This is a genomic window from Kitasatospora paranensis (assembly GCF_039544005.1).
Lineage (GTDB): Bacteria > Actinomycetota > Actinomycetes > Streptomycetales > Streptomycetaceae > Kitasatospora > Kitasatospora paranensis.
In genome coordinates, this window is the sequence record NZ_BAABKV010000001.1 from 7,432,583 (window position 1) to 7,457,464 (window position 24,882).

Annotated in this window: 23 protein-coding genes and 2 pseudogenes; 19 read left to right on the plus strand and 6 right to left on the minus strand. The window is 71.3% G+C overall.

Features of this window, described 5'->3' with window-relative positions; translation table 11 throughout:
• Window positions 1–198 precede the first annotated feature (198 nt).
• The 12 genes and pseudogenes from ABEB13_RS40905 (at window position 199) to ABEB13_RS35345 (ending at window position 9,541) form a co-directional block, all read left to right on the plus strand.
• The gene (locus ABEB13_RS40905; RefSeq protein ID WP_425559978.1) at window positions 199–504 is read left to right on the plus strand and encodes a helix-turn-helix domain-containing protein; all 306 of its coding nucleotides are present in this window, start codon (window positions 199–201) and stop codon (window positions 502–504) included.
• Complete coding sequence (locus tag ABEB13_RS35300) at window positions 411–923, plus strand: IclR family transcriptional regulator (RefSeq protein ID WP_425559979.1); 513 nt, start codon at window positions 411–413, stop codon at window positions 921–923. The genes ABEB13_RS40905 and ABEB13_RS35300 overlap by 94 nt, the downstream gene beginning before the upstream one ends.
• Window positions 924–1,025: 102 nt before the next feature.
• Window positions 1,026–2,210 carry an acyl-CoA dehydrogenase family protein gene (locus ABEB13_RS35305; protein ID WP_345708748.1) on the plus strand — a complete coding sequence of 395 codons (1,185 nt, stop codon included), beginning with the start codon at window positions 1,026–1,028 and terminating at the stop codon, window positions 2,208–2,210.
• Between the two features lie 2 nt (window positions 2,211–2,212).
• Window positions 2,213–2,632, plus strand: a pseudogene (locus tag ABEB13_RS40910) (CoA transferase); the annotation flags it as partial.
• Window positions 2,633–2,667: 35 nt separating this feature from the next.
• Window positions 2,668–3,459: pseudogene (locus tag ABEB13_RS35310) on the plus strand (CaiB/BaiF CoA transferase family protein); the annotation flags it as partial.
• A gap of 56 nt (window positions 3,460–3,515) precedes the next feature.
• Window positions 3,516–4,418, plus strand: coding sequence for an SDR family oxidoreductase (locus tag ABEB13_RS35315; protein WP_345708749.1), 903 nt, complete (start codon window positions 3,516–3,518; stop codon window positions 4,416–4,418).
• A gap of 120 nt (window positions 4,419–4,538) precedes the next feature.
• Window positions 4,539–4,982: a MaoC/PaaZ C-terminal domain-containing protein gene (locus ABEB13_RS35320; RefSeq protein WP_345709938.1), complete on the plus strand. Its 444-nt coding sequence runs from the start codon at window positions 4,539–4,541 to the stop codon at window positions 4,980–4,982.
• Complete coding sequence (locus tag ABEB13_RS35325) at window positions 4,982–6,142, plus strand: acyl-CoA dehydrogenase family protein (RefSeq protein ID WP_345708750.1); 1,161 nt, start codon at window positions 4,982–4,984, stop codon at window positions 6,140–6,142. Before ABEB13_RS35320 ends, ABEB13_RS35325 begins: the two co-directional genes overlap by 1 nt.
• 180 nt (window positions 6,143–6,322) lie before the next feature.
• Complete coding sequence (locus ABEB13_RS35330; protein ID WP_345708751.1) at window positions 6,323–7,096, plus strand: citryl-CoA lyase; 774 nt, start codon at window positions 6,323–6,325, stop codon at window positions 7,094–7,096.
• Between the two features lie 6 nt (window positions 7,097–7,102).
• A complete protein-coding gene (locus ABEB13_RS35335) occupies window positions 7,103–8,062 on the plus strand; it encodes an HpcH/HpaI aldolase/citrate lyase family protein (protein WP_345708752.1) in 960 nt (319 codons plus the stop codon).
• A gap of 26 nt (window positions 8,063–8,088) precedes the next feature.
• The gene (locus ABEB13_RS35340; RefSeq protein ID WP_345708753.1) at window positions 8,089–8,592 is read left to right on the plus strand and encodes a MaoC family dehydratase; all 504 of its coding nucleotides are present in this window, start codon (window positions 8,089–8,091) and stop codon (window positions 8,590–8,592) included.
• A 64-nt stretch (window positions 8,593–8,656) separates the two neighbouring features.
• The gene (locus ABEB13_RS35345; protein WP_380232733.1) at window positions 8,657–9,541 is read left to right on the plus strand and encodes an SDR family oxidoreductase; all 885 of its coding nucleotides are present in this window, start codon (window positions 8,657–8,659) and stop codon (window positions 9,539–9,541) included.
• Window positions 9,542–9,882: 341 nt separating this feature from the next.
• On the opposite strand, the gene ABEB13_RS35350 is transcribed toward ABEB13_RS35345, so the two are convergent.
• Window positions 9,883–10,179: a hypothetical protein gene (locus ABEB13_RS35350; RefSeq protein WP_345708755.1), complete on the minus strand. Its 297-nt coding sequence runs from the start codon at window positions 10,177–10,179 to the stop codon at window positions 9,883–9,885.
• A gap of 354 nt (window positions 10,180–10,533) precedes the next feature.
• On the opposite strand from ABEB13_RS35350, the gene ABEB13_RS35355 reads away from it, so the two are divergent.
• The gene (locus ABEB13_RS35355) at window positions 10,534–10,701 is read left to right on the plus strand and encodes a hypothetical protein (protein ID WP_345708756.1); all 168 of its coding nucleotides are present in this window, start codon (window positions 10,534–10,536) and stop codon (window positions 10,699–10,701) included.
• Between the two features lie 18 nt (window positions 10,702–10,719).
• Here the strand turns inward: ABEB13_RS35355 and ABEB13_RS35360 are convergent, their stop codons facing one another.
• The 3 genes from ABEB13_RS35360 to ABEB13_RS35370 form a co-directional block, all read right to left on the minus strand.
• Entirely contained in the window at window positions 10,720–12,360 is a 1,641-nt protein-coding gene (locus tag ABEB13_RS35360; protein ID WP_345708757.1) for an AMP-binding protein, read from the minus strand.
• Window positions 12,361–12,486: 126 nt separating this feature from the next.
• Window positions 12,487–12,876 carry a MaoC/PaaZ C-terminal domain-containing protein gene (locus tag ABEB13_RS35365; protein WP_345708758.1) on the minus strand — a complete coding sequence of 130 codons (390 nt, stop codon included), beginning with the start codon at window positions 12,874–12,876 and terminating at the stop codon, window positions 12,487–12,489.
• Window positions 12,873–13,328: a MaoC family dehydratase N-terminal domain-containing protein gene (locus tag ABEB13_RS35370; RefSeq protein ID WP_345708759.1), complete on the minus strand. Its 456-nt coding sequence runs from the start codon at window positions 13,326–13,328 to the stop codon at window positions 12,873–12,875. Before ABEB13_RS35370 ends, ABEB13_RS35365 begins: the two co-directional genes overlap by 4 nt.
• A 561-nt stretch (window positions 13,329–13,889) precedes the next feature.
• On the opposite strand from ABEB13_RS35370, the gene ABEB13_RS35375 reads away from it, so the two are divergent.
• From ABEB13_RS35375 to ABEB13_RS35400, 6 genes are all read left to right on the plus strand, one after another.
• Window positions 13,890–14,690: an acyl-CoA thioesterase gene (locus ABEB13_RS35375; RefSeq protein ID WP_345708760.1), complete on the plus strand. Its 801-nt coding sequence runs from the start codon at window positions 13,890–13,892 to the stop codon at window positions 14,688–14,690.
• A gap of 79 nt (window positions 14,691–14,769) precedes the next feature.
• Entirely contained in the window at window positions 14,770–16,488 is a 1,719-nt protein-coding gene (locus ABEB13_RS35380) for a class I adenylate-forming enzyme family protein (protein WP_345708761.1), read from the plus strand.
• A gap of 32 nt (window positions 16,489–16,520) precedes the next feature.
• Complete coding sequence (locus tag ABEB13_RS35385; protein ID WP_345708762.1) at window positions 16,521–18,383, plus strand: alkyl/aryl-sulfatase; 1,863 nt, start codon at window positions 16,521–16,523, stop codon at window positions 18,381–18,383.
• Between the two features lie 36 nt (window positions 18,384–18,419).
• The gene (locus tag ABEB13_RS35390) at window positions 18,420–19,874 is read left to right on the plus strand and encodes an aldehyde dehydrogenase (protein ID WP_345708763.1); all 1,455 of its coding nucleotides are present in this window, start codon (window positions 18,420–18,422) and stop codon (window positions 19,872–19,874) included.
• Between the two features lie 33 nt (window positions 19,875–19,907).
• The gene (locus ABEB13_RS35395) at window positions 19,908–20,984 is read left to right on the plus strand and encodes a zinc-binding dehydrogenase (protein ID WP_345708764.1); all 1,077 of its coding nucleotides are present in this window, start codon (window positions 19,908–19,910) and stop codon (window positions 20,982–20,984) included.
• Between the two features lie 120 nt (window positions 20,985–21,104).
• Window positions 21,105–22,295, plus strand: coding sequence for a PucR family transcriptional regulator (locus tag ABEB13_RS35400; protein WP_345708765.1), 1,191 nt, complete (start codon window positions 21,105–21,107; stop codon window positions 22,293–22,295).
• Window positions 22,296–22,366: 71 nt separating this feature from the next.
• On the opposite strand, the gene ABEB13_RS35405 is transcribed toward ABEB13_RS35400, so the two are convergent.
• Both ABEB13_RS35405 and ABEB13_RS35410 read right to left on the minus strand, forming a co-directional pair.
• Window positions 22,367–23,524, minus strand: coding sequence for an acyl-CoA dehydrogenase family protein (locus tag ABEB13_RS35405; protein WP_345708766.1), 1,158 nt, complete (start codon window positions 23,522–23,524; stop codon window positions 22,367–22,369).
• Between the two features lie 57 nt (window positions 23,525–23,581).
• Window positions 23,582–24,736 carry an acyl-CoA dehydrogenase family protein gene (locus ABEB13_RS35410; protein WP_345708767.1) on the minus strand — a complete coding sequence of 385 codons (1,155 nt, stop codon included), beginning with the start codon at window positions 24,734–24,736 and terminating at the stop codon, window positions 23,582–23,584.
• Window positions 24,737–24,882 lie beyond the last annotated feature (146 nt).

Sequence of the window (24,882 nt, forward strand, 5' to 3'; positions counted from 1 at the left end):
GCGTGCCGGTGAGCGGGCCGCGCGGGGCCTGTTCGACCGCTACCGCACACCCGAGGACACCTCGGGCACGGAGGGAGATCCATGGAACGGAGCCCGGCGCGCGCCGCAGGCGCCGCCCGCGGACCCTGACGACCGCCCGCGCCCCGGACGGGAGCGGCGAACGGAAGCGGAAGGACGGACGTGCAAGGCGTACATCGGGTGTTGTCCGTGCTGGAGCTGGTCGCGGAGCATCAGCCGGCCGGAGTGGGAGAACTCTCCCGGATCTCCGGACTTCCCAAGTCCACCGTTCAGCGCACACTCCGGGCGCTCGCGGACGCCGGGTGGATCCGGCCCGTGGGCCGTGAGTTCACCCGGTGGGCACTGACCCCGCGGATGGTCACCATCGGCCGGCGGGCCGCCCGTGAGGGGGCCTGCGCGAAGCGGCGCTCGGCCCCATGCGGGAGCTGCGCGATCTCACGCACGAGACCGTCACCCTCCAGATACCCGACGGGCAGCACCGGATGATCCTCATCGAGCGGATCGACTCCCCGCAGCCCGTCCGCACCTTCGAGCGCTTGGGCGCCACCTCGCCGATGCCGGTGACCTCGGCGGGACTCGCTCTGCTCGCCCTCCTCCCCGAGGCGGAGGCGGAGCGGGTGCTCCGGGAGCCCCTGCCGCGGCTGACCGCGCGCACGGTGGTGGACCCGCAGCTGATCCGGTCGGCGATCGGCGGGATCCGCGCCACGGGTTTCGCCGTCAACACCGGTCAGAACCGGCCCGGCGTCTGCGCCGTCGGCGCGGCCGTCCTGGACGCCGCCGGCACACCGGTCGCCGGCCTCGGAGTGTCGATGCCGGAGAGCCGCTTCGACCCCGAGCAGGTGCCCCGGTGGGGCGCGCAGGTGCGTGCCGCAGCCGCGGCCGTGACGGCCGCGCTCACCGACTGACCCTGCGGCGGCGCGCCCGACCGCATCGACGAACCACAGCGGAAGACCGTGCTGCCCGCCGGCACGACGACTCGCCCTCCCGGGCGGACAGGGAGCAGGACCTTGAGCACGCATTCCGAGACACGTCCGGTGACGTTCCTCACCGAGGACCGACTGGCGATCCAGACGATGGTGCGGGAGTTCGTCGCCAAGGACGTGCTGCCGGTCGCCAACGAGCTGGACCCGGTGCAGGGCGAGATCCCGATGGAACTCCGCGACAAGATGGCCGAGTTGGGCTTCTTCGGCATCCTGATCCCGGAGGAGTTCGGCGGCCTCGGCCTGGGTGTCTCCGAGTACGCGATCGTCGTCGAGGAGCTGGCGCGCGGCTGGATGAGCGTGGCCTCGCTGATCGCCCGCGGACAGCAGTTCGCCCACGGGTTCAGCGCCGGGCAGCGCGAGCAGTACCTGCCGAGGATGGCCCGCGGCGAGTTCCTCTCCGCCTTCGCCCTCTCCGAGGCGGAGGCCGGTTCGGACGTGGCCAACATCAGCTGCCGCGCCGAGCGGGAGGCCGACGGCGGCTGGCGGATCACCGGCCAGAAGATGTGGTGCACCTTCGCCGACGGCTCCGACTACCTCCAGGTCTTCGCCCGCACCGAGCCGGTCGATCCCGCCCACCGCTCGCACGGGATCACCTGCTTCCTGATGCCCAAGGAGCGAGGCACGCTGCCGGCGGGCGTCACCGGCAACCCGGTCCGCAAGATCGGCTACCACGGGTGGAAAACCTGGGAGCTGGCCTTCGACGAGGCCAGGGTCGAGCCCGGCATGGTCGTCGGTGAGGAGGGGCGGGGTTTCCGGGTCGCCATGGGCGACCTGGTGATCGCCCGGATCCATACCGCGGCCCGGGCGATCGGTCTGGCCCGCGGTGCGCTGGAGGATTCGATCTCCTACGCCGCGACGCGGGTGCAGTTCGGCCGGCCGATCGCCGACAAGCAGGCCATCCGGTTCAAGATCGCCGACATGGCCACCCGGATCGAGGCCTCCCGCGCCCTGCTGCACCGCGTATGCGCCGACCACGACGCCGGCGCCCCGCGCGACCAGCTCAACCTCCAGGCCTCCATGGTCAAGCTGCACGCGACCGAGATGGCCGAGCACGTCACCTCCGAGGGCATCCAGATCCACGGCGGCGCCGGCTACACCACCGACTTCGCCGCGGAGCGGTACTGGCGCGACGCCCGGCTCACCAAGATCTTCGAAGGCACGTCCGAGATCCAGATGAAGATCATCTCTGACACCCTGCTCGGACGGTAGCCATGACGACCTCCACCCCCGTCCCCATCCCGGCCACCGCTTCGGGCCCGCTCTCGGGCCTGGTGGTCGTGGATCTCAGCCGGATGCTCGCCGGCCCGTTCTGCACCATGCTGCTGGCCGACCTCGGCGCTACCGTCATCAAGATCGAACCGCCGGCCGGCGACCTCACCCGCCCCATGGGCCCCTTCGCCGACGACGACGAACTGAAGGCCTACGGCGGCTACTTCCAGAGCGTCAACCGCAACAAGTACGGCGCCGTGGTCGATCTGACCACTGCCGAGGGCGCCGAGGTCGTCCGCCGCCTGGTCGCCGGGGCCGACATCCTGGTCGAGAACTACCGCCCCGGCGTCATGGAACGCCTCGGCCTCGGCTACGAGCAGCTCGCCGAGATCAACCCCGGGCTCGTCTACACCGCCGTGCGCGGCTTCGGCGACCCCGTACGGGCGCCAGCCCCTACCAGGACTGGCCCAGCTACGACATCGTCGCCCAGGCCATGGGCGGCCTGCTCGGCATCACCGGCCCGGTCGGCGGCCCGCCGACCAAGACCGGCCCCGGCCTCGGCGACATCCTGCCGGCGATCTACGCCGCGCTCGGCACCCTCGCCGCCGTGCGCGAACGCGAGACCAGCGGGCACGGCCGGTTCGTCGACGTGTCGATGTACGACGCGGTGCTGGCCTCCTGCGAGCGCATCGTCTACCAGCACTCCTACCGCGGCACCGTCCCCGGCCCGGAGGGCAACGGACACCCGATCCTCAGCCCCTTCGACGTGTTCCCCGCCCGCGACGGCTGGATCGCCCTCGCCGCGCCGAGCGACAACCACTGGGTCGCCCTGTGCAAGGCCGTCGGACGCCCCGAACTCGGCGACGACCCGCGCTTCCGGACCAATGTCGACCGCTCCGCGCACAGCGGCGAGGTCCGGGACGTCCTCGGCCGGTGGACCGCCGAACGCACCCGCGAGGAGATCACCGCGCTCCTCGGCGGACTCGTCCCCGTCGGCCCGGTCAACACCGCGGACACCATCCTCGCCGACCCCCACGTCCACGCCCGGAACATGCTCCACCAGGTGGAACACCCCGGCATGGCAAGGCCGGTGACCATCGCCGCCAGCCCCATCAAGTTCGCCGGAGCGGAGCATTCGCCCGCCCGCCGCGCGCCCCTGCTCGGCGAACACACCGACCACGTCCTGCGCCGGGCCGGCTACGGCCCCGAGGACATCACGGAGTTGCGCCGGTCCGGCGCGGTGCACTGACCGCCCGCAGAAGCCCAGCGCACAGCAGACCACCCCATCACGCAAGGGAGTTCACCATGGGAAGCCTCGAAGGCCGGGTGGCCGTCGTCACCGGCGCCGGCAACGGCCTCGGCCGCGAGCACGCGCTGCTGCTCGCCGCCGAGGGCGCCAAGGTCGTCGTCAACGACCCGGGCATCGCGGGCGGCGCCGATGCCGCCGACGCGAGCGTCGCCCAGCAGGTCGTCGACGAGATCCGCGCCGCGGGCGGCGAGGCCGTGGCCCACACCGGCTACGCGAACGACTGGGCCGACGCCAAGTCGATGGTCGACCTGGCCGTGGAGACCTTCGGCGACCTGCACATCCTGGTCAACAACGCCGGCATCCTCCGCGACAACACCATCTGCCGGATGAGCGAGAGCGACTGGGACTCCGTCATCTCCGTGCACATGAAGGGCCACTTCGCGCCCCTGCACCACGCCGCCAACCACTGGCGCGAGCAGACCAAGGCCGGCCGGCCGGTGAAGGCCTCGGTGATCAACACCGCGTCCGGCTCCGGCCTGCGCGGCAACCCGGGCCAGGCCAACTACGCCGCGGCCAAGGCCGCCATCGCGACGCTCTCCCTGGTTGCCGCCCGCGAACTCGAGCGGTACGGCGTCCGCGTCAACTCCCTCGCCCCCGTCGCCCGCACCCGGCTCACCCTGGCGACCCCCGGCCTCGGCGAGAAGATCGCCGCGACCGGCGAGGGTTTCGACACCTGGGACCCGGCGAACATCTCGCCCGTCGTGGCCTGGCTCGCCACCGAGGGCTGCCAGGTCAACGGCCAGATGCTGATGGTCCGCGGCGGCCGGATCGACGTCTACGACGGCTGGACCGAGCGCGAGACCCACGAGCGCGACAGCCGCTGGACGGTCAAGGAACTGGAGACCGCCCTCGGCCACCTGCCCTCCGGCCCGCCCGCCCTCAACCCCTCCGTCAAGTAACGCCCGGTCTCCCGGGCCGGGTTCCGGCCGCACGGCTGTGCGGACGGAACCCGGCCCGGGCCCGGCAGCCACCCGAGCCACACCCGAGGAACGAGAACCCATGAGCACCGACACCTGGTACTGGGAGGACCTGAAGACCGGCCAGGTCTTCACCTCCCCGGCCGCACCGTCACCGAGACGGACATCGTCAACTTCGCCGGCCTCTCCGGCGACTACAACGAGGTCCACGTCAACGCCGCCTACGCCGAGAGCACCGCCTTCGGCGAGCGCATCGCCCACGGCATCCTCGGCCTCTCGATCGCCTCCGGCCTGTTCACCCGCACCGAACTGGTGCTGCGCATCCAGAGCAACCTGGTCGCCCTGCTCGGACTCGAGTGGAAGTTCACCGGCCCGGTCCTCATCGGCGACACCATCCGCCTGGAGGCGGAGATCACCGACTGCCGCCCGACCAAGGACGGCAAGCGGGGCATCATCGAGGTCACCCGCCGCGTGGTCAACCAGCGCGGTGAGGTCGTCCAGATCGGCAAGACCCCGCTGATGCTGCTGCGGAGGACCGAGGGCTGATGGCCTCCCACGGACTGCTCAGGTTCACCGAGGACCAGGAACTGCTGCGCAGCAGCGTCCGCTCCTACCTCGAGCGCGAGATCGCCCCGCAGATCGCCGAGTGCGAGCGGGAGCACCGATTCCCCTTCGATCAGCTGCCCGAGCTGGTGCAGCTCGGCTACGTCTCCGGCATCGTGCCCGAGGAGCACGGCGGCGGCGGGGCCTCCTTCACCGACCAGGCCGTCCTCATGGAGGAGGCCGGGCGCTGCTGGGCCTCGCTCCGCGTGATCATGAACACCATGACCATCGTGTCGCTCTGGCTCACCCAGTACGGCACCAAGGAGCAGAAGGAGAACTACCTGGCCCGCATCATGGCCGGCCAGGCCAAGGTCTTCCTCGCCCTCACCTCCCCGGACCACGGCTCCGACCTGGCGAGCATGACCGCCCGCGCGGAGAAGGTGCCCGGCGGCTACAAGCTGTACGGCACCAAGACCTTCATTACCTCCGGCAGCATCGCCGACTTCGGCATCGTCTTCGCCAAGACCGACACCTCCAAGGGCCGCGAGGGCATCTCCGCCTTCATCGTCGAGCGCGGCGTCACCCCCTACACGGCGCACGACATGGAGAAGATGTTCATCCGCTCCACCACCACCTCGGAGCTCTCCTTCGACGGTGCCTTCGTCCCCGACTCGGCCCGGGTCGGCGAGGAGGGGCAGGCGATGCGGATCGCCACCCACGGCCTCAACATCGGCCGCCTGGACGTGGCCTGCGGCTCGGCGGGCCTCGCCGGTGCCGCCTTCGAACGCTCGCTGCAGTACGCCAAGGACCGCCACCAGTTCGGCCGGCCGATCGGCTCCTTCCAGCTGGTGCAGGAGATGCTGGTGACCATGGCGTGCCTCACCGAGACCGCCCGGCTGCACAGTTACCAGGCCGCCGCCGTCCTCGACGCGGGCCAGTCCGGCGAGATGGCCTGCTCGATGGCCAAGATGATCTCCACCGAGAACGCCTTCCGGGTCGCCGACCTCGCCCTCCAGGTCCACGGTGGCAGCGGCTACATGGAGGAGCTGCCCATCGAGCGGTACTTCCGCGACGCGCGCGGCTTCACCATCCCCGAGGGCACCTCCCAGATCCAGCAGCTGATCATCGGCCGCGAGCTGACCGGGATCAACGCCATGCGCTGATCCCGGTCACGCGGCGGCACCGGAGACTTGCCTCGGCGCGGGCACGGCCGCGTTGCCCGAACCCCGGACGTCGTCGGCGAGCCGCCCCGCAGCCTCACCGGCCGCGCCTGACGAGCGAGGTCCGCGACCTCGCCGCCCGACCCGCCGACCAGCCACAGTCCCTCCAGTCGAAGGATCCCCGTGTACACCACCCGCATCGGCACCTCCACGTCCGACTCGATCAACATCTACGGCTACGACCTCTGCTCCGAGGTCATCGGCCATGCGAACCTGGCCGACCTGGTATTCCTCGGTGCGCAGGGCCGGCTGCCGGGCGAGAACGAGTCGAAGATGCTCAACGCCCTGATGATCGGCATCGCCGAGCACGGCTTCACCCCGAGCTCGCTGGCAGCCCGTCTGACCTGGCTCGGCGCCCCCGAGGCCACCCAGGCGGCCGTGGCCGCAGGCCTGCTGGGCGCCGGCAGCGTCTATCTCGGGGCCATGGAGCTGACCACGCGCTTCCTCCAGGAGGCGCTCGCCGCCGGCCCCCGGGGACAGGAGCCGGAGAAGACCGCCGCGGCCGTGGTCGACTCCTTCGCGGCGTCCGGCCAGAAGCTCCCGGGCTTCGGCCACCCGATCCACCGCCCGGTCGACCCGCGGACCACCCGCTTCTTCGAACTCGCCGACCGGTGGGGCTTCCTGGGCCCGCACTCCATGCTGCTCCAGGCCGTCCACGCCGAGCTGGAGCGGCGCCGCGGCAAGCAGATCACCCTCAACGGCGCCGGCACCTTCGGTGCCGTCCTGGCCGACCTGGGCTTCACCTGGCAGCAGGTGCGCACGGTCGTCACCGCCGCCCGCGCCGTCGGCCTGGTCGGCCACATCGCCGAGGAGGCGTCGCGCGGCACGGCTGCCAGCACCGCCCAGCAGGTCTTCCTGCACGTCCAGAACACCACCGACTACGCGCCGGAGCGCTGAACCACGATGCCCAGTAACCGACTTCGCCCCCGCCGTTCCTGTCTCGCCGTACCGGGCAGCAACCCGCGCTTCCTGGAGAAGGCCCAGGGCCTGCCCGCCGACCAGGTCTTCCTCGACCTGGAGGACGCCTGCGCCCCGCTGGTCAAGGAGAGCGCCCGGCACAACATCGTCGACGCCCTCAACAACGGCGACTGGGGCAAGAAGACCAAGGTCGTCCGGGTCAACGACTGGACGACGCACTGGACGTACCGGGACGTCATCACCGTCGTCGAGGGCGCCGGCCCCAACCTCGACTGCATCATGCTGCCCAAGGTCCAGGACGCCGAGCAGGTCAAGGCCCTCGACCTGCTGCTCACCCAGATCGAGAAGACCATGGGCTTCGAGGTCGGCAAGATCGGCATCGAGGCGCAGATCGAGAACGCCAAGGGCCTGATCAACGTCGACGCGATCGCCACCGCCTCGCCGCGGCTGGAGACGATCATCTTCGGCCCGGCCGACTTCATGGCCTCCATCAACATGAAGTCACTGGTCGTCGGCGAGCAGCCGCCCGGCTACGACGCGGACGCGTACCACTACATCCTGATGCGCATCCTGATGGCCGCCCGCGCCAACGACCTGCAGGCCATCGACGGCCCCTACCTGCAGATCCGCAACGCCGACGGCTACAAGGCGGTCGCCCGCCGCGCCGCCGCCCTCGGCTTCGACGGCAAGTGGGTCCTCCACCCGGACCAGGTCGCCGCCGCGAACGAGATCTTCTCGCCCTCCCAGGAGGACTACGACCACGCCGAGCTGATCCTCGACGCCTACGACTGGTGCACCTCCGAGGCCGGCGGCGCCAAGGGCTCCGCAATGCTCGGCGACGAGATGATCGACGAGGCCAGCCGCAAGATGGCCCTCGTCATCTCCGGCAAGGGCCGCGCCGCAGGCATGGAGCGCACCTCCAAGTTCGAGCCCCCGCAGGCCTGACCTCCCCTCTTCCTAAGGACATCCCCATGCAGTTCGGACGCACCTACGAAGAGTTCGAGGTCGGCGCGGTCTACAAGCACTGGCCCGGCAAGACGGTCACCGAGTACGACGACCACCTCTTCTGCCTGCTCACCATGAACCACCACCCCCTCCACATGGACACCAACTATGCGGAGAACACGACCGACTTCGGCAAGAACGTCGTCGTGGGCAACTACATCTACTCCCTGCTCCTCGGCATGTCCGTGCCGGACGTCTCCGGCAAGGCCATCGCCAACCTGGAGATCGAGTCGCTGCGCCACGTCGCCCCGACCTTCCACGGCGACACGATCTACGGCGAGACGACCGTCCTCGACAAGTGGCCGTCCAAGTCCAAGGACGACCGCGGCATCGTGTACGTCGAGACCAAGGGCTACAAGCAGGACGGCACGGTCGTCTGCATCTTCCGCCGCAAGGTGATGGTGCCGACCGAGACGTACATCAAGGAGCGCGGCGGCGAACAGCCCGGCCGCCCCGAGGCGAGTGCCTGACCGGCCGGAAGTACCACGCCGCGCAGTCCCCGTACCGAAGAAGCAAGAATCACAGAGGAGTTCCATCATGGGATCACTGGACGGACGTGTCGCCGTCGTCACCGGTGCCGGAGCAGGCCTCGGCCGTGAGCACGCCCTGCTGCTCGCGGCAGAGGGCGCCAAGGTCGTCGTCAACGACCTCGGTCCGGGTGCGCAGACCGTCGTCGACGAGATCAGGGCGGCGGGTGGCGAGGCCGTTGCCAACCACGACAGCGTCGCCGACTACGAGGGTGCCGGGCGGCTGGTCACCACCGCGATCGAGACCTTCGGCGACCTGCACGTCGTGGTCAACAACGCCGGCATTCTGCGCGACGGGCTGCTGGTGAACATGTCGGAGGACGACTTCGACGCCGTGGTCGCCGTGCACCTCAAGGGCGCCTGGGCGGTGTCCCGGCACGCCGCCGCGTACTGGCGCGAGCAGGCGAAGTCGGGTGTGCAGGTGGACCGGTCGCTGATCAACACCTCCTCCACCTCGGGTCTGCACGGCAACGTCGGCCAGGCCAACTACGGTGCCGCCAAGGCCGGTGTCGCAGCCCTCACGATCGTCGCGGCCGACGAGCTGGGCCGCTACCACGTGCGGGCCAATGCCATCGCGCCCGGCGCGCGTACGGCGATGACCCAGTCCACGCCCGCTCTTGCGGCGCTGGTCGCGGACAAGGGCGAGGGCTTCGACACCTGGCACCCGGGCAACGTCTCGCCGCTGGTCGGCCTGCTGGCCGCCGCGGACTGCCGCTTCACCGGCCAGGTGTTCCGTGCCTTCGGTAGCAAGGTCGAGCTGTACACGGGCTGGTCCTCCGTCGACCGGGTGAACCGCGACTCGCGCTGGACCGTTGCCGAACTGGCCGAGGCGACGGCGCACTTCCCGGCGGAGCGGGCGAAGGTGAAGACAGGCGCCGACGCCCACCAGTGATTCTCCGTCGCTTCCACGCAGTCGGCCTGGCACCGCGCAACCCGCGGTGCCAGGCCGACTGCGTGCGCCAGGGGCCGCACGGAGGATCTCCTCGGCGATCTGTTCGCAGCCACATCCGACGTGGTCGGAGGCCGAGACGGGCAGTGCCCCGCCGGATCGCCAGGCGCTCGGACCGGGCAAGGTGGTCTTCGGGTTTTCGGGCAGCCGGTGATTCGGGACAGGGGACTGCAGGGCCGCAACAGCGGCTGGTCCCGATCGCATGCGGGGAAGTTCTCTGGCTTGCCCCGATGGTGCAGGCCGGTACGGGCGGCAGGGATTTGCGCGACAGCCTCCCCGGAGAATCAGCTGCCGGAGTTGTCGACGAATCCCACGACATCGAGGTACTCGATTTTCGGCGGGACGCCATAAATCCCCGTCACCTTGTCGACGATCTCCTCCGTGAAGAAGGCGCGGGCTTTTTCCTCGTCGTCCCATACGTAGAAGTTCCGTGCCTGACGGCCGCTTTCGTCGAGCATGAAGCTTTTGAAGCGAAGGCCGGCCATGCCTTCGAACGGTCCGCGGAGTTCGCCGGCAATCTTTGCGACAGCTGAACGATCGAACTCGTCGGTCTGCGCGAAAGTCACGAGCACGCCGATCATCGGGCCTCCTGGTGTGGGTGAGCAGCGGTCGATCGAGTGACGCCCGAGGCAGATCCTAGTGTGCGTCGCCGAAAATTCCGGTTGTCAGGCCGCGAGTCGGACGTGCGGCGCGCGGTGGGTGCCGCGGACCAGGAGTGCGTCGGCCATTGCGTGCGCGAACTCCCGTCGAACAGGTGGGCGGTTTGGTGCATGGTTCCGCCATTCCGTGCGGTGCGTCCGCTGGGTGCGGAGTGAGTGGTGATCAATCCGCATCCGACCCGACGCGGTCGCCGGGGACAGGGCCCACTCGCCCCTCGGCAACCGCACCCATGTGCGCAGACGCCGCATCAAGGCCGTCGTTCCGGACGAACCGGAGTGCGCAACGCAGCCCTGTTCGCGGCCGAGCTGCCGGTGTTGCTTGCAACGCGGGCTTTGCGCTGTGCGGCTGACCTGTTCTCCTCGTTCGGTCAGGCGGGACATGGTGCGCGCGCCGGGACGGTCGTCGGTGAGGACGTCATGCATGCCCTGGCAGAGGCGGCGTGAGAGCAGGAGGAGGCTTCCCTACAACGGAACGGACTCCGCGGCAAGCGCGCGGGCCCAGGCGTAGTCGGGCTTGCCCATCGCGTTGCGGCGGACCTCCGGCACCCGGAGGAAGGCCTTGGGCAGCTTGTAGCGGGCGATGTGGCCGGCGGCGTGCTCCCGCAGTTCCTCGTCGGACGGTGCGGGGAGGTCGGCAGCGAGTCGCACCATAGCGGTCACCTCCTGGCCCCAGCGCTCGCTGGGACGCCCCACCACCAGGACGTCGACCACGGCGGGGTGGCTGAACACCGCCCGCTCGACCTCCTCGGCGAAGATCTTCTCGCCACCGGAGTTGATGGTCATGGAGTCGCGGCCGCGCAACGCGATCCGGCCGTCGGCGAGCAGCCGTACCCGGTCGCCCGGGACGCACAGCCGCTGCCCCTCCACGGTGGGGAAGGTCTCCGCCGACTTGACCGGGTCGCCCAGGTAGCCGAGCGGCAGCGGCTCGGCGGCGGCCAGCCAGCCGTCGCTCTCCTCGCCCGGCTTCAGCAGCCGGGTGCGGGACTCGTCGACCACGCAGGCCCGGGCCAGCGGGGAGAACACCCCGGCTTCGCGCGGCGCACCCGGCTCGACGTCGGTGCGGATGAGTTGCATGGTCTCGGAGGCGCCGAGGCCGTCGGCGAACCGTGCGCCGGGCATCAGGGCACCCAGCCGGGCCAGCGTCGTGGGCTGGGTCGCGCCGCCGCTGAGCAGCGCCGAGCGCAGCGAGGAGACGTCGTGGCCGCCCCGTTCCAGCTCGTCCGCGATGGGCCGGCAGAATGCCTCGCCCACGAAGGACGCGGTGTCGATGCGTTCCCGCTCGATCAGCCGGCACACGTCCGCCACATCGAGCCGGTGCGGCACGTCGGGTATCGCGACCATGCCGCCGTGGAACAGCGAGCGCAGTGCGCCGACGCAGCCCGTTCCGTGCATGAACGGCGCGGTCCCCAGGAAGCGGGGTCCCCGGGCGGCGGCCACGGCGGCCGCGGCGCCCTCGGGCGAGGCGCCCGGTGGGTAGAGGATGCCCGAAAGGTTGTGCAGGAAGTCGCCGTTGCGCCACATGGTGCCCTTGGGCATGCCGGTGGTGCCGCCGGTGTACAGCAGGTAGAGGTCGTCCGGCGAGGCGGCGGGCAGCGGCTGGTCGGCCGGTGCCGAGGCCAGTGCGGCCTCGAAGTCCAGGGCGCCCGGCAGCAGCGGTCCACCCGAACCGTCCGCGACCTGGAGGAGCAGGACCGGTTCGGGCAGGTCCGCCACGACCTCGGCGAGCACGGGGGCGAACGCGGCGTGGTACACGACGACGGCGGGCCGCGCGTCACCGAAAAGTTGGCGCAGTTCCGTCGCGGTGTAGCGGTAGTTGACGTTGAACGGGGCGACCCGGGCGGCGAGCGCGCCGAGCAGCCCCTCCAGGTACTCGGGGCAGTTGTGCAGGTACAGCGCGAGGTGGTCCTGACCGGAGGCGCAGGGGTCCAGCTCGGCTCGCTCGCGGTGGGCGCCGAGCCCCCGGGAGGCCAGCAGCCGGCCCAGTCGCTCGGTCCGGTCGAGGACCTCGGCGTAGCTCCGGCGCACTGCGCCGTGCACCAGGCACTCGCGGTCCGGTACCGCCCGGGCGACTGCGCCGAAGACGTCGGACAGGGTCGGTTGCATGAAGGGTCCCTTCGGGGGTGAGGGTTGAGCTCGGCCGGGCGCGGGGGAGTTCCCCGGCACGGCGACGCCGCGCTGCCCGGGCGGGCCGGGCAGCGCGGCGGGCGGTACAAGTGGGGTGACGGAAGGTCAGCCGGCCGCGACCACGGCGGAGCCTTCGAGGGTCACGGTGCCGTCCGGCAGGGTCACCGTCAGGGACAGGCGGGCGAGTTCGTCCTCCACCTCGGTCACCGTGCCGGTGCAGGTGGGGACGGTGTTCACCGGGGTGATGGCGGTGAAGCGGACCTCGTACGAGCGGATGCCCTCCTGAGGGATCCAGTCCGTCAGCAGGCGGCCCAGATAGGCCATCGAGAGCATGCCGTGGGTGAAGACGTCGTCGATGCCGACCGCCCGGCAGGCATCGATGTCGATGTGGATGGGATTGTGGTCGCCGGAGGCACCCGCGTAGAGCGCGAGTGCGGTCCGGGTGGTCTTCGGGGCTTCGAGGGTGAAGGTGTCCCCGGGCTTGAGAACGGTCACTTGGCCGCCTTCGGGTCGCGCACCACGGTGGTGCCGGTGAGCGTGGCGATCGGCTCGCCGCCGCGGGTCACGCGGGTGGTGCGCACGATGAACTCCAGCGCACCGCCCTTCTTGGAGTAGACGTCGGTGACCTCGGTGGAGAAGGTCAACCGATCGCCGGCGTACGCCTGGGCGCGGTACTCGAAGGCCTGGCCGCCGTGCAGGACGGTGCGGATGTCGACGCCCAGGTCCGCCAGGAACCGGCCCCGGTCGGGGTTGTCGAGGTCGAGGCAGAACAGGAACGTCGGCGGCACCGGGATGTCCGGGTGGCCGGCGGCCCGTGCGGCCGTCGGATCGGCGTAGACGGGGTCCGGCTGGCCGGTGGCCCGGGCGAAGAAGCGCAGCCGTCCGCGCTCGACGTCCACCGAGTGCTCGGGGGTACGGCTGCCGATGATGCTGCGGTCGATGGTCATGGATGAGGACGCCTTCTCGTGCAGGATGCAGAGACGGGTCGCGGCCGGTGCGCGGCGCGGTCTCGCGCTCCTGCGACAGGGCGGGGCACGCGACCCGTGGTGTGCGGCACGCTATGCGTACGGGGGAGCACCGGAACTCCCGAATTCCCTTCGCGGCCCATAGGCAGCCCCTCTGTCGGGGTACGGACGGTGTCCGGGGCCTGCGCCCATGGCGTGCCGGGCCGATACCCCGATGGGCATAGGCAATGACAATGGATACCCCAGGATCCCCAAGGATTTACCTGCGCTTTCTTTCGGCATAGCGTGCCGACAACGGACTGCCGTACTGACGGCCGCGCCCCGCCGGCGCCGCACCGTGGCACACGGGCGGCCGCCCCCTTCGGAGCGCTGACATCCCCGCCCGCAGCGAGCAACGGGACGGGCCTCCTGCGGCTGTGAAAACTGGAGCTTCCTCGTGCACCTGAGCATCGAAACGGCCACCGGCGCCGCCCGTCCCTCCGGCGGTGACCTCCTCGGCTTCCTCGACCTCGACCGGACCGACCGCGATCTGTTCAGCGGACGGTGCCACCTCGGTGCGCCCGGCAAGGCGTTCGGGGGCAGGTCGTCGCACAGGCGCTCGCCGCTGCCGGCTGCACCATCGAGGCCGGTCGCCTTCCGCACTCGCTGCACGGCTACTTCCTCCGTGCCGGCGATCTCTCCCAGGCGGTCGGCTACGAGGTCGAACGGCTGCGCGACGGCCGCTCCTACTGCGCCAGGCGGGTCACCGCCTACCAGGACGGCCGGCCGATCTTCACCCTCTCGGCGTCCTTCAAGTCACCCGAGCCCACCCCGGAGCGGCAGCAGCCGATGCCGGAGGTGCCCGCACCCGAGGACCTTCCCGACCCGTACGCACGGTGGGCGGTCAACAGCCCGGCGGAGTACGACGCAGCCGAGTTCCGGCGCGTGGTGTCGATGAGGATCGCCCGTCCCGGCCCGAGGACGGGGGACCGGACGCCGCCCGGGGTCAACGAGCGCCTCGTGTGGATGAAGGCGACGGAGCACCTGCCCGACGACGCGATGCTCCACGCCTGCGCCTTCGTCTACGCCTCCGACCTCACACTCGCTCCGGTCGCCGCGCTCGACCACGAGAAGGCCCGGGTGGAGCGCGAGGGTCCGGCACGGGTGCTCACCGCCTCGCTCGACCACTCCGTCTGGTTCCACCGGCCGTTCCGGGCCGACGACTGGCTGCTGTTCGCCCTGCGCAGCCCCTCCGGCGGGGACGGGCGCGGTCTGGCCTCCGGGCAGGTGTGGACCCGGGACGGGACGCTGGTGGCCTCCCTCGCCCAGGAAGTCGTCGTCCGGCCGATCCGGCAGCCCGTCTGACGGACCGCCGACATCCACATCCATCACCGCAGGCACAGCCGGGACGCCACCGTCCCGCCGGAACAAGGGAGTTCCCTCCATGGCCGACGTCTGGCCGAAGCACATGCCGCGCTCGCTGGACTACCCCCGGGTCGGTGTCGACGCCCTGCTCGCCGGCGCCTCCCGTGCCTACCCGGAGCGGGTGGCGTTGCGGGAGGGGGACGAGACCCTCACCTTCGCCGAGCTCTACGACCGTGCGCTGCGGGTCGCCGCGGGCCTGCGGGTACGAGGTGTCCGGCCGGGCGACACGGTCGCCCTGCACCTGCCCAACTCGGCCTGGTTCCTGGTCGCCTACTACGGCATCCTGTGCTCCGGCGCCACCGCGGCCGCACTCAACCCTGCCCAGCCGCCCGCGGCACTGCGGCAACAGCTCGCCGACTGCGACGTCAAGGCGGTCTTCACCCACCCGCGCAACGGCGCCGTGCTGGCCGACGGAGCCGTCCCCGAGGGCGTGCGCTTCGCCGTCCTGGTGCCGGGCAGTGCCGCCGCCCCCGCGCCCGAGGGCGTGGGCCTGCCAGAGGGGATCTTCCCCGACGACGTCGTCCCGTTCGCCGACCTCCTCACCGCCGGCCGGCTGGAGGGCTACCGGGTCGACCCCGAGTCCGTCGCGCACTTCCAGTTCACCGGCGGTACCACCGGCCGCCCCAAGGCCGTCCGGGTCCTGCACCGCAACGTGGTGGCCAACGCCGTCCAGACGGCCTGCTGGCGGTCGCCGGCACTGCCCTGCCTGGACGAGGAGGACGGACTGCGGCTCCGCTTCCGGCCGGAGGCCGCCCACCGGCACGCCATCCCGCCGGGCGAGGGCGTGGCGCTGTCCGTGGCTCCGCTGTTCCACAGCCTCGGCCTCGTCGGACAGAACGTGAACACCCTGCTGGGCACCACCGTGACCATCGCGGGCCGGTTCGCGCCGGACGCCTTCCTGGAGAGCATCGCCGACCAGGGCGTCACCCAGCTCGCGGGTTCCCCGTCGATGTACCACGCGCTGCTGTCCAGCCCCGTCATCGACACGGCGGACCTGACCTCGGTACGGATGCTCGCCACCGGTGCGGCCCCCATCGACACGGCCGCCCTGGCCCGGCTGCGGGCGGCGTTCCCGAACGCCGCCGTCGTCGACGCCTACGGGCTGAGCGAGTGCACCGCCGCGGTGACCTACACACCCCTCGATGCCGAACTGCCGGTGCCGGCGGGCGCGGTCGGGCTGCCGCTCTTCGACACGGAGGTGGAGATCCGCTCCGAGGACGGTGCCACCGTCCTGCCGCAGGGTGCCACCGGTGAGGTCTGGGTCCGCGGACCCCAGGTCACCGACGGCTACCAGGGCCACCCCGAGCTGACGGCCGAACAGTTCGTCGACGGCCGGCTGCGCACCGGCGACCTCGGCCACGTCGACGATCAGGGCTTCCTGTTCCTGGTCGGCAGGGCCAAGGACATGCTCATCTACAAGGGCTACAACGTCTATCCCCAGCCCCTGGAGGAACTGCTCTGCTCCCACCCCGCGGTCGCCCAGGCCGCGGTGGTCGGCAGGCCGGACCCGATCGCCGGGCAGGTCCCCGTCGCCTTCGTCGTGCTGCGGCCCTCGTACGTCGCCGAGGCCGCGCGCGGTGGGGCGCTCCAGGACGAGGTGCTGGCACATGTCGCGAGGCAGGTGGCCCCGTACCAGAAGGTGCGCGACCTGTGCGTCGTCGACGCGCTGCCGCTCACCCCCACCGGCAAGATCCTCAAGACCGAGCTCCGTGACCGGCTGGGCCTGGCGCCGTGCTGACCGGACCGACCTCCACCGACGGAGGAGAGCCCATGGCCACCGAGCCGCACCTCGGCGTCGACGACCCGACCGACCGCGCCGACGCGACCCGCGGCCTGGTCGACCGGCTCGATCCCTGCGTCGTCCGCGACGGTGAGGGGCGCGTCGTGTGGGACAACGAGCGCTGGGCGTTCCTGGCGGGGGAGTGCCCCGACTCGGTGCACCCGGGTCTGTGGCGGCAGGGGCGGCTCAACAGTGTCCACGGCCTGTTCGAGGTCGTCCCCGGCGTTTACCAGGTCCGTGGCCTGGACGTGTCGAACATGACCATCGTCGAGGGCCGCACCGGACTGGTGGTCGTCGACCCGCTGGTCTCCCGGGAGACCGCGGAGGCCGGCCTCGCGCTCTACCGACGCAACCGCGGCGACCGACCGGTGCGGGCGGTCGTCTACACCCACAGCCACGGCGACCACTTCGGCGGCGTGCTCGGCGTCACCACGGCCGAGGCGGTGGCGGCCGGGGAGTGCACCGTCGTCGCCCCCGATGGCTTCCTGCACCACGCGGTGAGCGAGAACGTCTTCGCCGGCCCCGCGATGACCCGCCGCGCCGTCTACATGTACGGCCGCTCCTTGCCCCTGGGTCCCGAGGGCCAGGTCGGCTTCGGACTGGGCCAGGCCGTGTCGGCCGGCACCCTCGGCCTGCTGGCGCCCACCGTGGACGTGACCGCGACCGGCCAGGAGCTGCTCCTCGACGGGGTGCGGTTCGTCTTCCAGCTGACCCCGGACACCGAGGCCCCCGCCGAACTGAACTTCTACCTGCCGGAGTTCAAGGTCCTCCTGATCGCGGAGAACGTCAGTCACACGCTGCACAACCTGCTCACCCTGCGCGGCGCCCAGGTCCGTGACGCCCATGCCTGGGCGGCGTACATCACCGAGGCCATCGGGCTCTTCGACGAGGCGGAGGTGCTCACCGGCTCGCACCACTGGCCGACCTGGGGCCGGGAGGAGGTGCTGCGGCTGCTCACCGAGCAGCGCGACGCCTACGCCTACCTGCACGACCAGACCGTGCGGCTGATGAACCGCGGGCTCACCGGGACGGAGATCGCGGAGGAGATCCGGTCGTTCCCCGGCGACCTGGGCCGGGCCTGGAGCACCCGCGGCTACTACGGCTCGATCAGCCACAACGTCAAGGCCGTCTACCAGCGCTACATGGGCTGGTACGACGGCAACCCGGCGCACCTGTGGCAGCACCCGCCGGTCGAGCAGGCGAGGCGGTACGTCGCGGCGATCGGGGGCGCCGACGCCACCGTGGACCGGGCCCGCGAGGCCGTCGAGGCGGGAGACCTGCGCTGGGCCGCCGAACTGCTCAACCACGTGCTGTTTGCCGAACCCGAGCACGCTGCGGCCCGCGACCTGCAGGCCGACACCTACACCCGGCTCGGTCTCGCCCAGGAGAACGGCACCTGGCGCAACATCTACCTCACCGGCGCGCAGGAGCTGCGCGATGCCGGGCAGCAGCGCCGGGCCGGCACCGCGCACCACGCCAACCTCGACCTACTGACCGCCCTCTCCACCGGGCAGGTCTTCGACACGATGGCCGTCCGCCTCGACGGACCGCGCGCCGCGGCCCACCGCCTCCTGATGCGCTGGGAGTTCACCGACACCGGGGAGGCGTGGACGCTGCTCGTCGGCAACGGCGTCCTCACTCCGATGCAGGGCGACGCACCGCGCGGCGAGGCACCGAAGCTGACGATCCGTCTGGCGCGGACGGTGCTCGACCGGATCCTCGCCGGACACCTGGGTTTCCCGGACGCCGTCGCCTCCGGCGTGGTCGTCCTGAAGGGCGACGCGACCGTGCTCGCCACCTTCCACGGGCTGCTGGAGCGGCCCGAGCGCGACTTTCCGATCGTTCTGCCGTAGTCCCTCTCCCATCGCAACGACGCGAGGAATGTGAACATGACCGAGATCGTGGTGCACGACAGGCTCTTCATCGGCGGCCGGTGGGTCGAACCCGCAGGCACCGGGACCATCGAGGTGGTCTCCCCGCACACCGAGCAGGTCGTCGCCCGGGTGCCGCACGCCACGCCGGCGGACGTCGACGCGGCGGTGGCCGCCGCCCGTGAGGCATTCGACCACGGCCCGTGGCCGCGGATGACCGTCGCCGAGCGCGTCGAGGTGGTCACCCGGATCAAGGATGCCCTGCTCGCCCGCCACCAGGAACTGGCCGAGCTGATCACCCTGCAGAACGGCTCCCCGATCAGCTTCTCGGTGCGCGGTCAGGCACTCTCGGCGGTCGGCATCTTCGGCGCCGCACTGGCCGCCGCGGCGCAGCTGATCGTGGAGGAGGAGCGGCAGGGGCTCACCGGCCGGGTCCTGGTCCGCCGCGAACCGATCGGTGTGGTGGCCGCCGTCGTCCCGTGGAACGCCCCGCAGTTCGCCATCGCCGGCAAGGTCGCCCCGGCCCTGCTCGCAGGCTGCACCGTGGTGCTCAAGCCGTCCCCGGAGACCCCGCTGGACTCGTACCTCCTGGCCGAGGTGTGCGAGCGGGCGGGGCTGCCCGAGGGCGTGCTCAGCGTGCTGCCGGCGGATCGGGAAACCGCCTCGTACCTGGTGGCCCACCCCGGCATCGACAAGATCGCCTTCACCGGCTCGGTGGCCGCGGGCAAGAAGATCATGGCCGCGGCGGCGGAGAACCTCACCCGGGTCTCCCTGGAGCTGGGCGGCAAGTCCGCCGCGATCCTGCTGGAGGACGCCGACGTCGACGCCGCGCTCCCCGTCCTCGTCGGCAGCACCTGCGCCGCCAACAGCGGCCAGGCCTGCGTCGCGCTCACCCGGGTGCTGGTGCCCGCCTCCCGCTACGACGAGGTCGCGGCCAAGCTCGCCGCCGCCCTCGGCGCGCTCCGGGTCGGCGACCCGTCCGACCCGGCCACCGTGGTCGGCCCGATGGTCACCCGCACCCAGCAGCAGCGGAACCTCGACTACATCCGGATCGGTCAGGAGGAGGGCGCCAAGGTCCTGACCGGTGGCGGCGTCCCCGAGGGCCTGGACACCGGCTGGTACGTCGCACCGACGCTGTTCGGCGAGGTCGGCAACGACATGCGGATCGCCCGTGAGGAGATCTTCGGCCCGGTGGTCTGCCTGATCCGGTACGAGACGGAGGAGGACGCGGTCCGCATTGCCAACGACTCCGACTACGGCCTGTCCGGTGCCGTGTTCACCACCGACACCGAGCGGGGCGTCCGGCTCGCCCGCCGGATCCGCACCGGCACCTTCACCGTCAACGGCTTCCGGCTGGACCCGGCCGCCCCGTTCGGCGGCTTCAAGAACTCCGGGATCGGCCGGGAGTTCGGCCCGGAGGGCCTGTCCGGCTACTACGAGTACCAGTCCGTCAACCTGCCGATCACCGACTAGATCCGACGTACCGTCATCCGAAGGAGAAGAACCGTGCGCGCAGCAGTGCTCAACACCGTCGGCGATGCCGCCCTCGACGTGCGTGACGTGACGACGGCGTCCGTCGGCGCAGGCAGGGTCCGGGTCAGGCTGCACAAGGCCGGCCTCTGTCACTCCGACCTCTCCGCGATGAGCGGCGTGCTCACCCACCCCGCCCCGTTCGTCCCCGGCCACGAGGGCGCGGGCGAGGTCGTGGAGGTCGGCGAGGGCGTCACCAACGTCAAGCCCGGCGACCGCGTGATCGTCTGCTGGATGCCGCCCTGCGACCGGTGCCCGTCGTGCAGGGCCGGCGACGGACACCTGTGCCGCAGCGGCTACGCCACGCTGGCCACGCCCGCCTTCGTCGACGGCGGGACGCCGCTGCCCGGCATGATGGGCACCGGCACCTTCGCGGAGGAGGCGGTGATTGCCGCCACCGCGGCCATCCCGATCCCGGACGACCTGCCGTACGACGTCGCCGCGCTGATCGGCTGCGGCATCGCCACCGGCGTCGGCGCCGCGCTCAACACCGCCAAGGTGCGGCCCGGTTCCTCGGTGGTCGTGATCGGCCTCGGCGGCGTCGGCATCAGCATCGTGCAGGGGGCGAGGGTCGCCGGTGCGGCGCAGATCCTCGCCGTCGACCCCACCGCCAACCGCCGCGAGCTGGCGCTGACGTTCGGCGCCACCGCAGCGGTAGCCCCCGACGAGCTGGACGACGCGAGGAAGCGCATCACCGGCGGCTTCGGCTTCGACTACGCCTTCGAGGCGGTCGGCAGGCCGAGCACCTTCCGGGCCGCCTACGACGCCGCCCGACTCGGCGGCTCCGTCGTCCTGGTCGGCGCGGGCTCCCGTACCGACCTGACCGACCTCAGCATGGGCGAGCTGTTCCTGAACGAGAAGAAGATCCTCCCCTCGTTCTACGGGGGCGACGACGTGCGCCGCACCTTCGCCACGATCATCGACCTGTGGCGGGCAGGACGTCTCGACCTCGAGTCGATGATCACCCACCGGGTGCCGCTGACCGACGTCAACGAGGCCATCCGCCAGATGCACACCGGCGAGGCGCTGCGGACGGTCATCGACCTCGTCTGACAGTGGACACGCCGGCCGGGCCCCGCACGACGCGGGGCCCGGCCGGCCCTTCGGCGCCTGTTGCGTCGACACGGAAGAAGGTTCCCCATGTCTTTCCCTCCGCGACCCGCGGACGGTGCGGTGAGGGACGAAGGGGATCAGCCGTTCCCCGAGATCCTCGAGTACGCCGCGGGCCTGCTGCTCGGCCGGACGTCGGGGCTCGCCGACACCGTGCTGGCCCGGGTCCTCGGCGAGATCGGGTACTTCCACGACCCGCGCCGGGTCCCCGAGGACCTGGTCGGCTCGACCTACGTCGCCACGGAGCTCGTCGTATCGGCGTTCGCCGATCCCAAGGGGTTCACCCGGTCCGCGGAGTACGCCTGGCAGGTGGGTGCCACCCGGGCCGAGGACGGCGTCCCGCTCGGTGCCATGCTGCACATGTACCGGATCGCCGGGGAGGAGCTGTGGAACGCGCTGGTCGCCGCGGTGGTGCGGGAGGCACCGGAGCGCGCCCACCACATGGTCCGCGCGGCGACGTACGTCTGGCGTCTCGTGGAGCGCGAGACCGCGCTGATGACCGAGGCGCATCGGCAGCGCAGCGGCGATCCGGCCGAACGCAGCGACCGCCGGATGGTGGGGGCGCTGAAGGTGCTGCTGCGTGCCCAGCTGGACCCCCTCGACCTCTCACGCGTCTCCGTGACGCTCGGCCTGCCGATGGACGGCCGCTATGCCGTCGCCCGGGTGACCGGTCCGGACGCGATCCGGGCCGACGGAGCCCCGGTGCGCGAGGAACTCGACGGGGTGACGGTGTTCTGGTGCCCGCAGCCGGAGGGTTGGGCAGTGGTGGCCGCGTGCGGCGACCACCTGTCCCGGGCAGTGGCCCGCGCCGTCGGGGACGGCGGCCGCGCCCGGATCGGCGTCAGCCCCGTGGTGCAGGGGCTGGCCGGGCTCGGACGGGCACGGCAACTCGCCGACACCGCGCTGGCGCTGTGCACCGCCGACGGGGAACTCGTGCACCTGAAGGACCGGATGGCCCCCGGCTTCCTGCTCACCCAGCGGGACCTCGCCCGCGAGCTCGTGGATCAGGTGCTCGGTCCGGTCCTGGCGTTGGAACCGGACGAGGGCCAGGTGCTGTTGGAGACCTTCGGCGTCTGGCTGGACTGCAGCGGCAGCCTGCCCCAGGTGGCGTCGCGGCTGTACTGCCACCGCAACACCGTGCACAACCGGCTGCGCAGGCTGGAGAGGCTCACCGGGCGGCTGCTGGCGCGGCCCCGCGACCTGGTGGACCTGTCGATGGCCCTGGACGCGCTCCGCCTCGGCGCGGCCGAGTAGTTGCCGGTTGCCCGGAACGCCAAGAGGCCGGACCCGCGGATGCGGGTCCGGCCTCTGCGGTGAGAACGGCCTTACAGGCCCAGGTCCTTGGCGATGATGGTCTTCATGATCTCGCTGGAGCCGCCGTAGATCCGGCTGACGCGGGTGTCGGCGTACAGGCGGGCGATCGGGTACTCCATCATGTAGCCGTACCCGCCGTGCAGCTGGAGGCACTTGTCGGTGACCCGGCCGGCCGTCTCGGTGGCGAACAGCTTGAGCTTCGCGGCGTCGGCCGACGTGAGCTCGCCGGCTTCGAAGGCCTCTAGCGCCTTGTCGAGCAGGCACTCCAGCGCCTCGACCTCGGCCGCGCACTCGGCGAGGACGAACTTGGTGTTCTGGAAGGCCGCCACCGGCTTGCCGAAGACGAGGCGCTCCTTGACGTACTCCGTCGTGAACCGGATCGCGGCCTTGGCCGTGCCGTGGCTCATCGCACCTGCGCCCAGGCGCTCCTGCACGAGGTTGTGGGTGAGATAGCGGAAGGCCATGCCCTCCTCGCCGAGCAGATTCTCCACCGGGACCCTGACGTCCGTGAAGGACAACTCCGCGGTGTCCTGGGCGCGCAGGCCGATCTTCTCCAGCTTGCGTCCGACCGTGTAGCCCTCGCTCTTCGCGTCGACGCACAGCAGCGACAGGCCGAGGCGGCGGTTCTCCTCGGGAGCGGGGGAGGTGCGGGCCACGACCACGACCAGGTCGGCCTGGTAGCCGCCGGTGATGAACGTCTTGGCGCCGTTGAGGACGTAGTGCGTGCCGTCCTCGGACAGACGCGCGGTGGCCCTGATCCCGGCGAGGTCGGAGCCGGTGCCGGGCTCGGTCATCGCCAGCGCGGTCATGGTGTCGCCGGAGACGAAGCCGGGCAGCCAGCGTTGCTTCTGCTCGTCGTTGCCGAACTTCAGCAAATAGGGCAGGGCGAGTGCGGTGTGGGCACCGGCGGCGCCGAGGACGACGCCGGCGCGGGCGCTCTCCTCCATGACGATCGCCTGGTACTTGAAGGAGGTGATGCCGGCGCCGCCGAACTCCTCCGGCACCTCGATGCCGAAGTAGCCGAGGTCGCCGAGCTTGCGGTACAGCTCCCTGGGGACGAGCCCGGCCCGGGTCCAGTCGTCGAAGTGGGGCACGACCTCCTTGGCCAGGAAGTCGCGGATGGTCCGGCGGAACGCCTCGTGGTCCTCGGTGTAGACGGTACGGCGCATGACGTGCGGGATCCCCTCTCGGGCGGTAGCGGTGCGGGAAGGCGGGACGCGGCGGGGCTAGAGGCCGAGGTCCTTGGCGATGATGGTCTTCATGACCTCGCTGGAGCCGGCGTAGATCCGGTTGATCCGGGTGTCCGCGTAGAGGCGGGCGATGGGGTACTCGAGCATGTAGCCGTACCCGCCGTGCAGTTGGAGGCACTTGTCGATGACCCGGCCGGCCGTCTCGGTGGCGAACAGCTTGAGCTTGGCCGCGTCGGCGGCGGTCAGCTCGCCGCGGTCCTCCAGCTCGATGCCCTTGTCGGTCATCGCCTGGGCGGCCTCGACCTCGGCGGCGCACTCGGCGAGCACGAACCTGGTGTTCTGGAAGGCCGCCACCGGCTTGCCGAAGACCTTCCGTTCCCTCACGTAGTCGCGGGTGAAGCCGATGGCGGCGGCGGCGGAGGCGACGGCGGTGACGGCGACCGACAGCCGCTCGCGGGGCAGGTTCTGACCCAGGTACGAGAAGCCCCTGTCCTGCTCGCCGAGGAGGTTCTCCACCGGCACCTCGACGTCGGTGAAGGACAGTTCGGAGGTGTCGGACCAGCGCAGGCCGATCTTGTCCAGCTTCCGGCCGTAGGCGAAGCCCTCGCTGTCGGTCGGGACGACGAACAGGCTCAGGCCGTGCCGGCGGTCCTCCGGGGTGGCCGGAGCGGTCCGGGCGGCCACGATGCACAGCGTGGCGTTGCGGGCGGCGGTGATGAAGGTCTTGGCGCCGTTGAGGACGTAGTGCGTGCCGTCCGCGGAGAGCTTCGCGGTGGTGCGGATGCCGGCCAGGTCGGATCCCGTGCCCGGCTCGGTCATGGCGACGCAGAGCACGTCGCCGGCGACCACGCCGGGCAGCCAGCGCCGCTTCTGCTCCTCGTCGGCCAGCCGCAGCAGGTAGGGCAGCACGATGCCGGTGGACGTCGACTGGGCGGAGAACGTCACGCCGGCGCGGGTGGTCTCCTCGGCGATGACCGCCTGGTACCTGAAGCTGGTGGGGCCCGGGCCGCCGTACTCCTCGGGCACGTCGAAGCCCATGACCCCGATCTCCCCGAGCTTGCGGTAGAGCTCCCGGGGGACGAGGTTGTCCCGCTCCCACTGCTCGAAGTGGGGCTTGACCTCGCGGGCGACGAAGTCCCGGATCATCGACCGGAAGGCCTCGTGCTCGTCGGTGTAGAGGGTGCGTCTCATGGCAGGTGCTCTCTCATGTCTGCGGGGCCGGGCCGAGGCCGGAGGTGCCGCGAGGTGACCGGTCTCGGCGGTCCTGTCGGTCGCCGGGTGCCCGTCGCGGGGCATGCGTGTCCCGCTGTGCGGAGCCCTTGCGGGAGGTGTCGGCC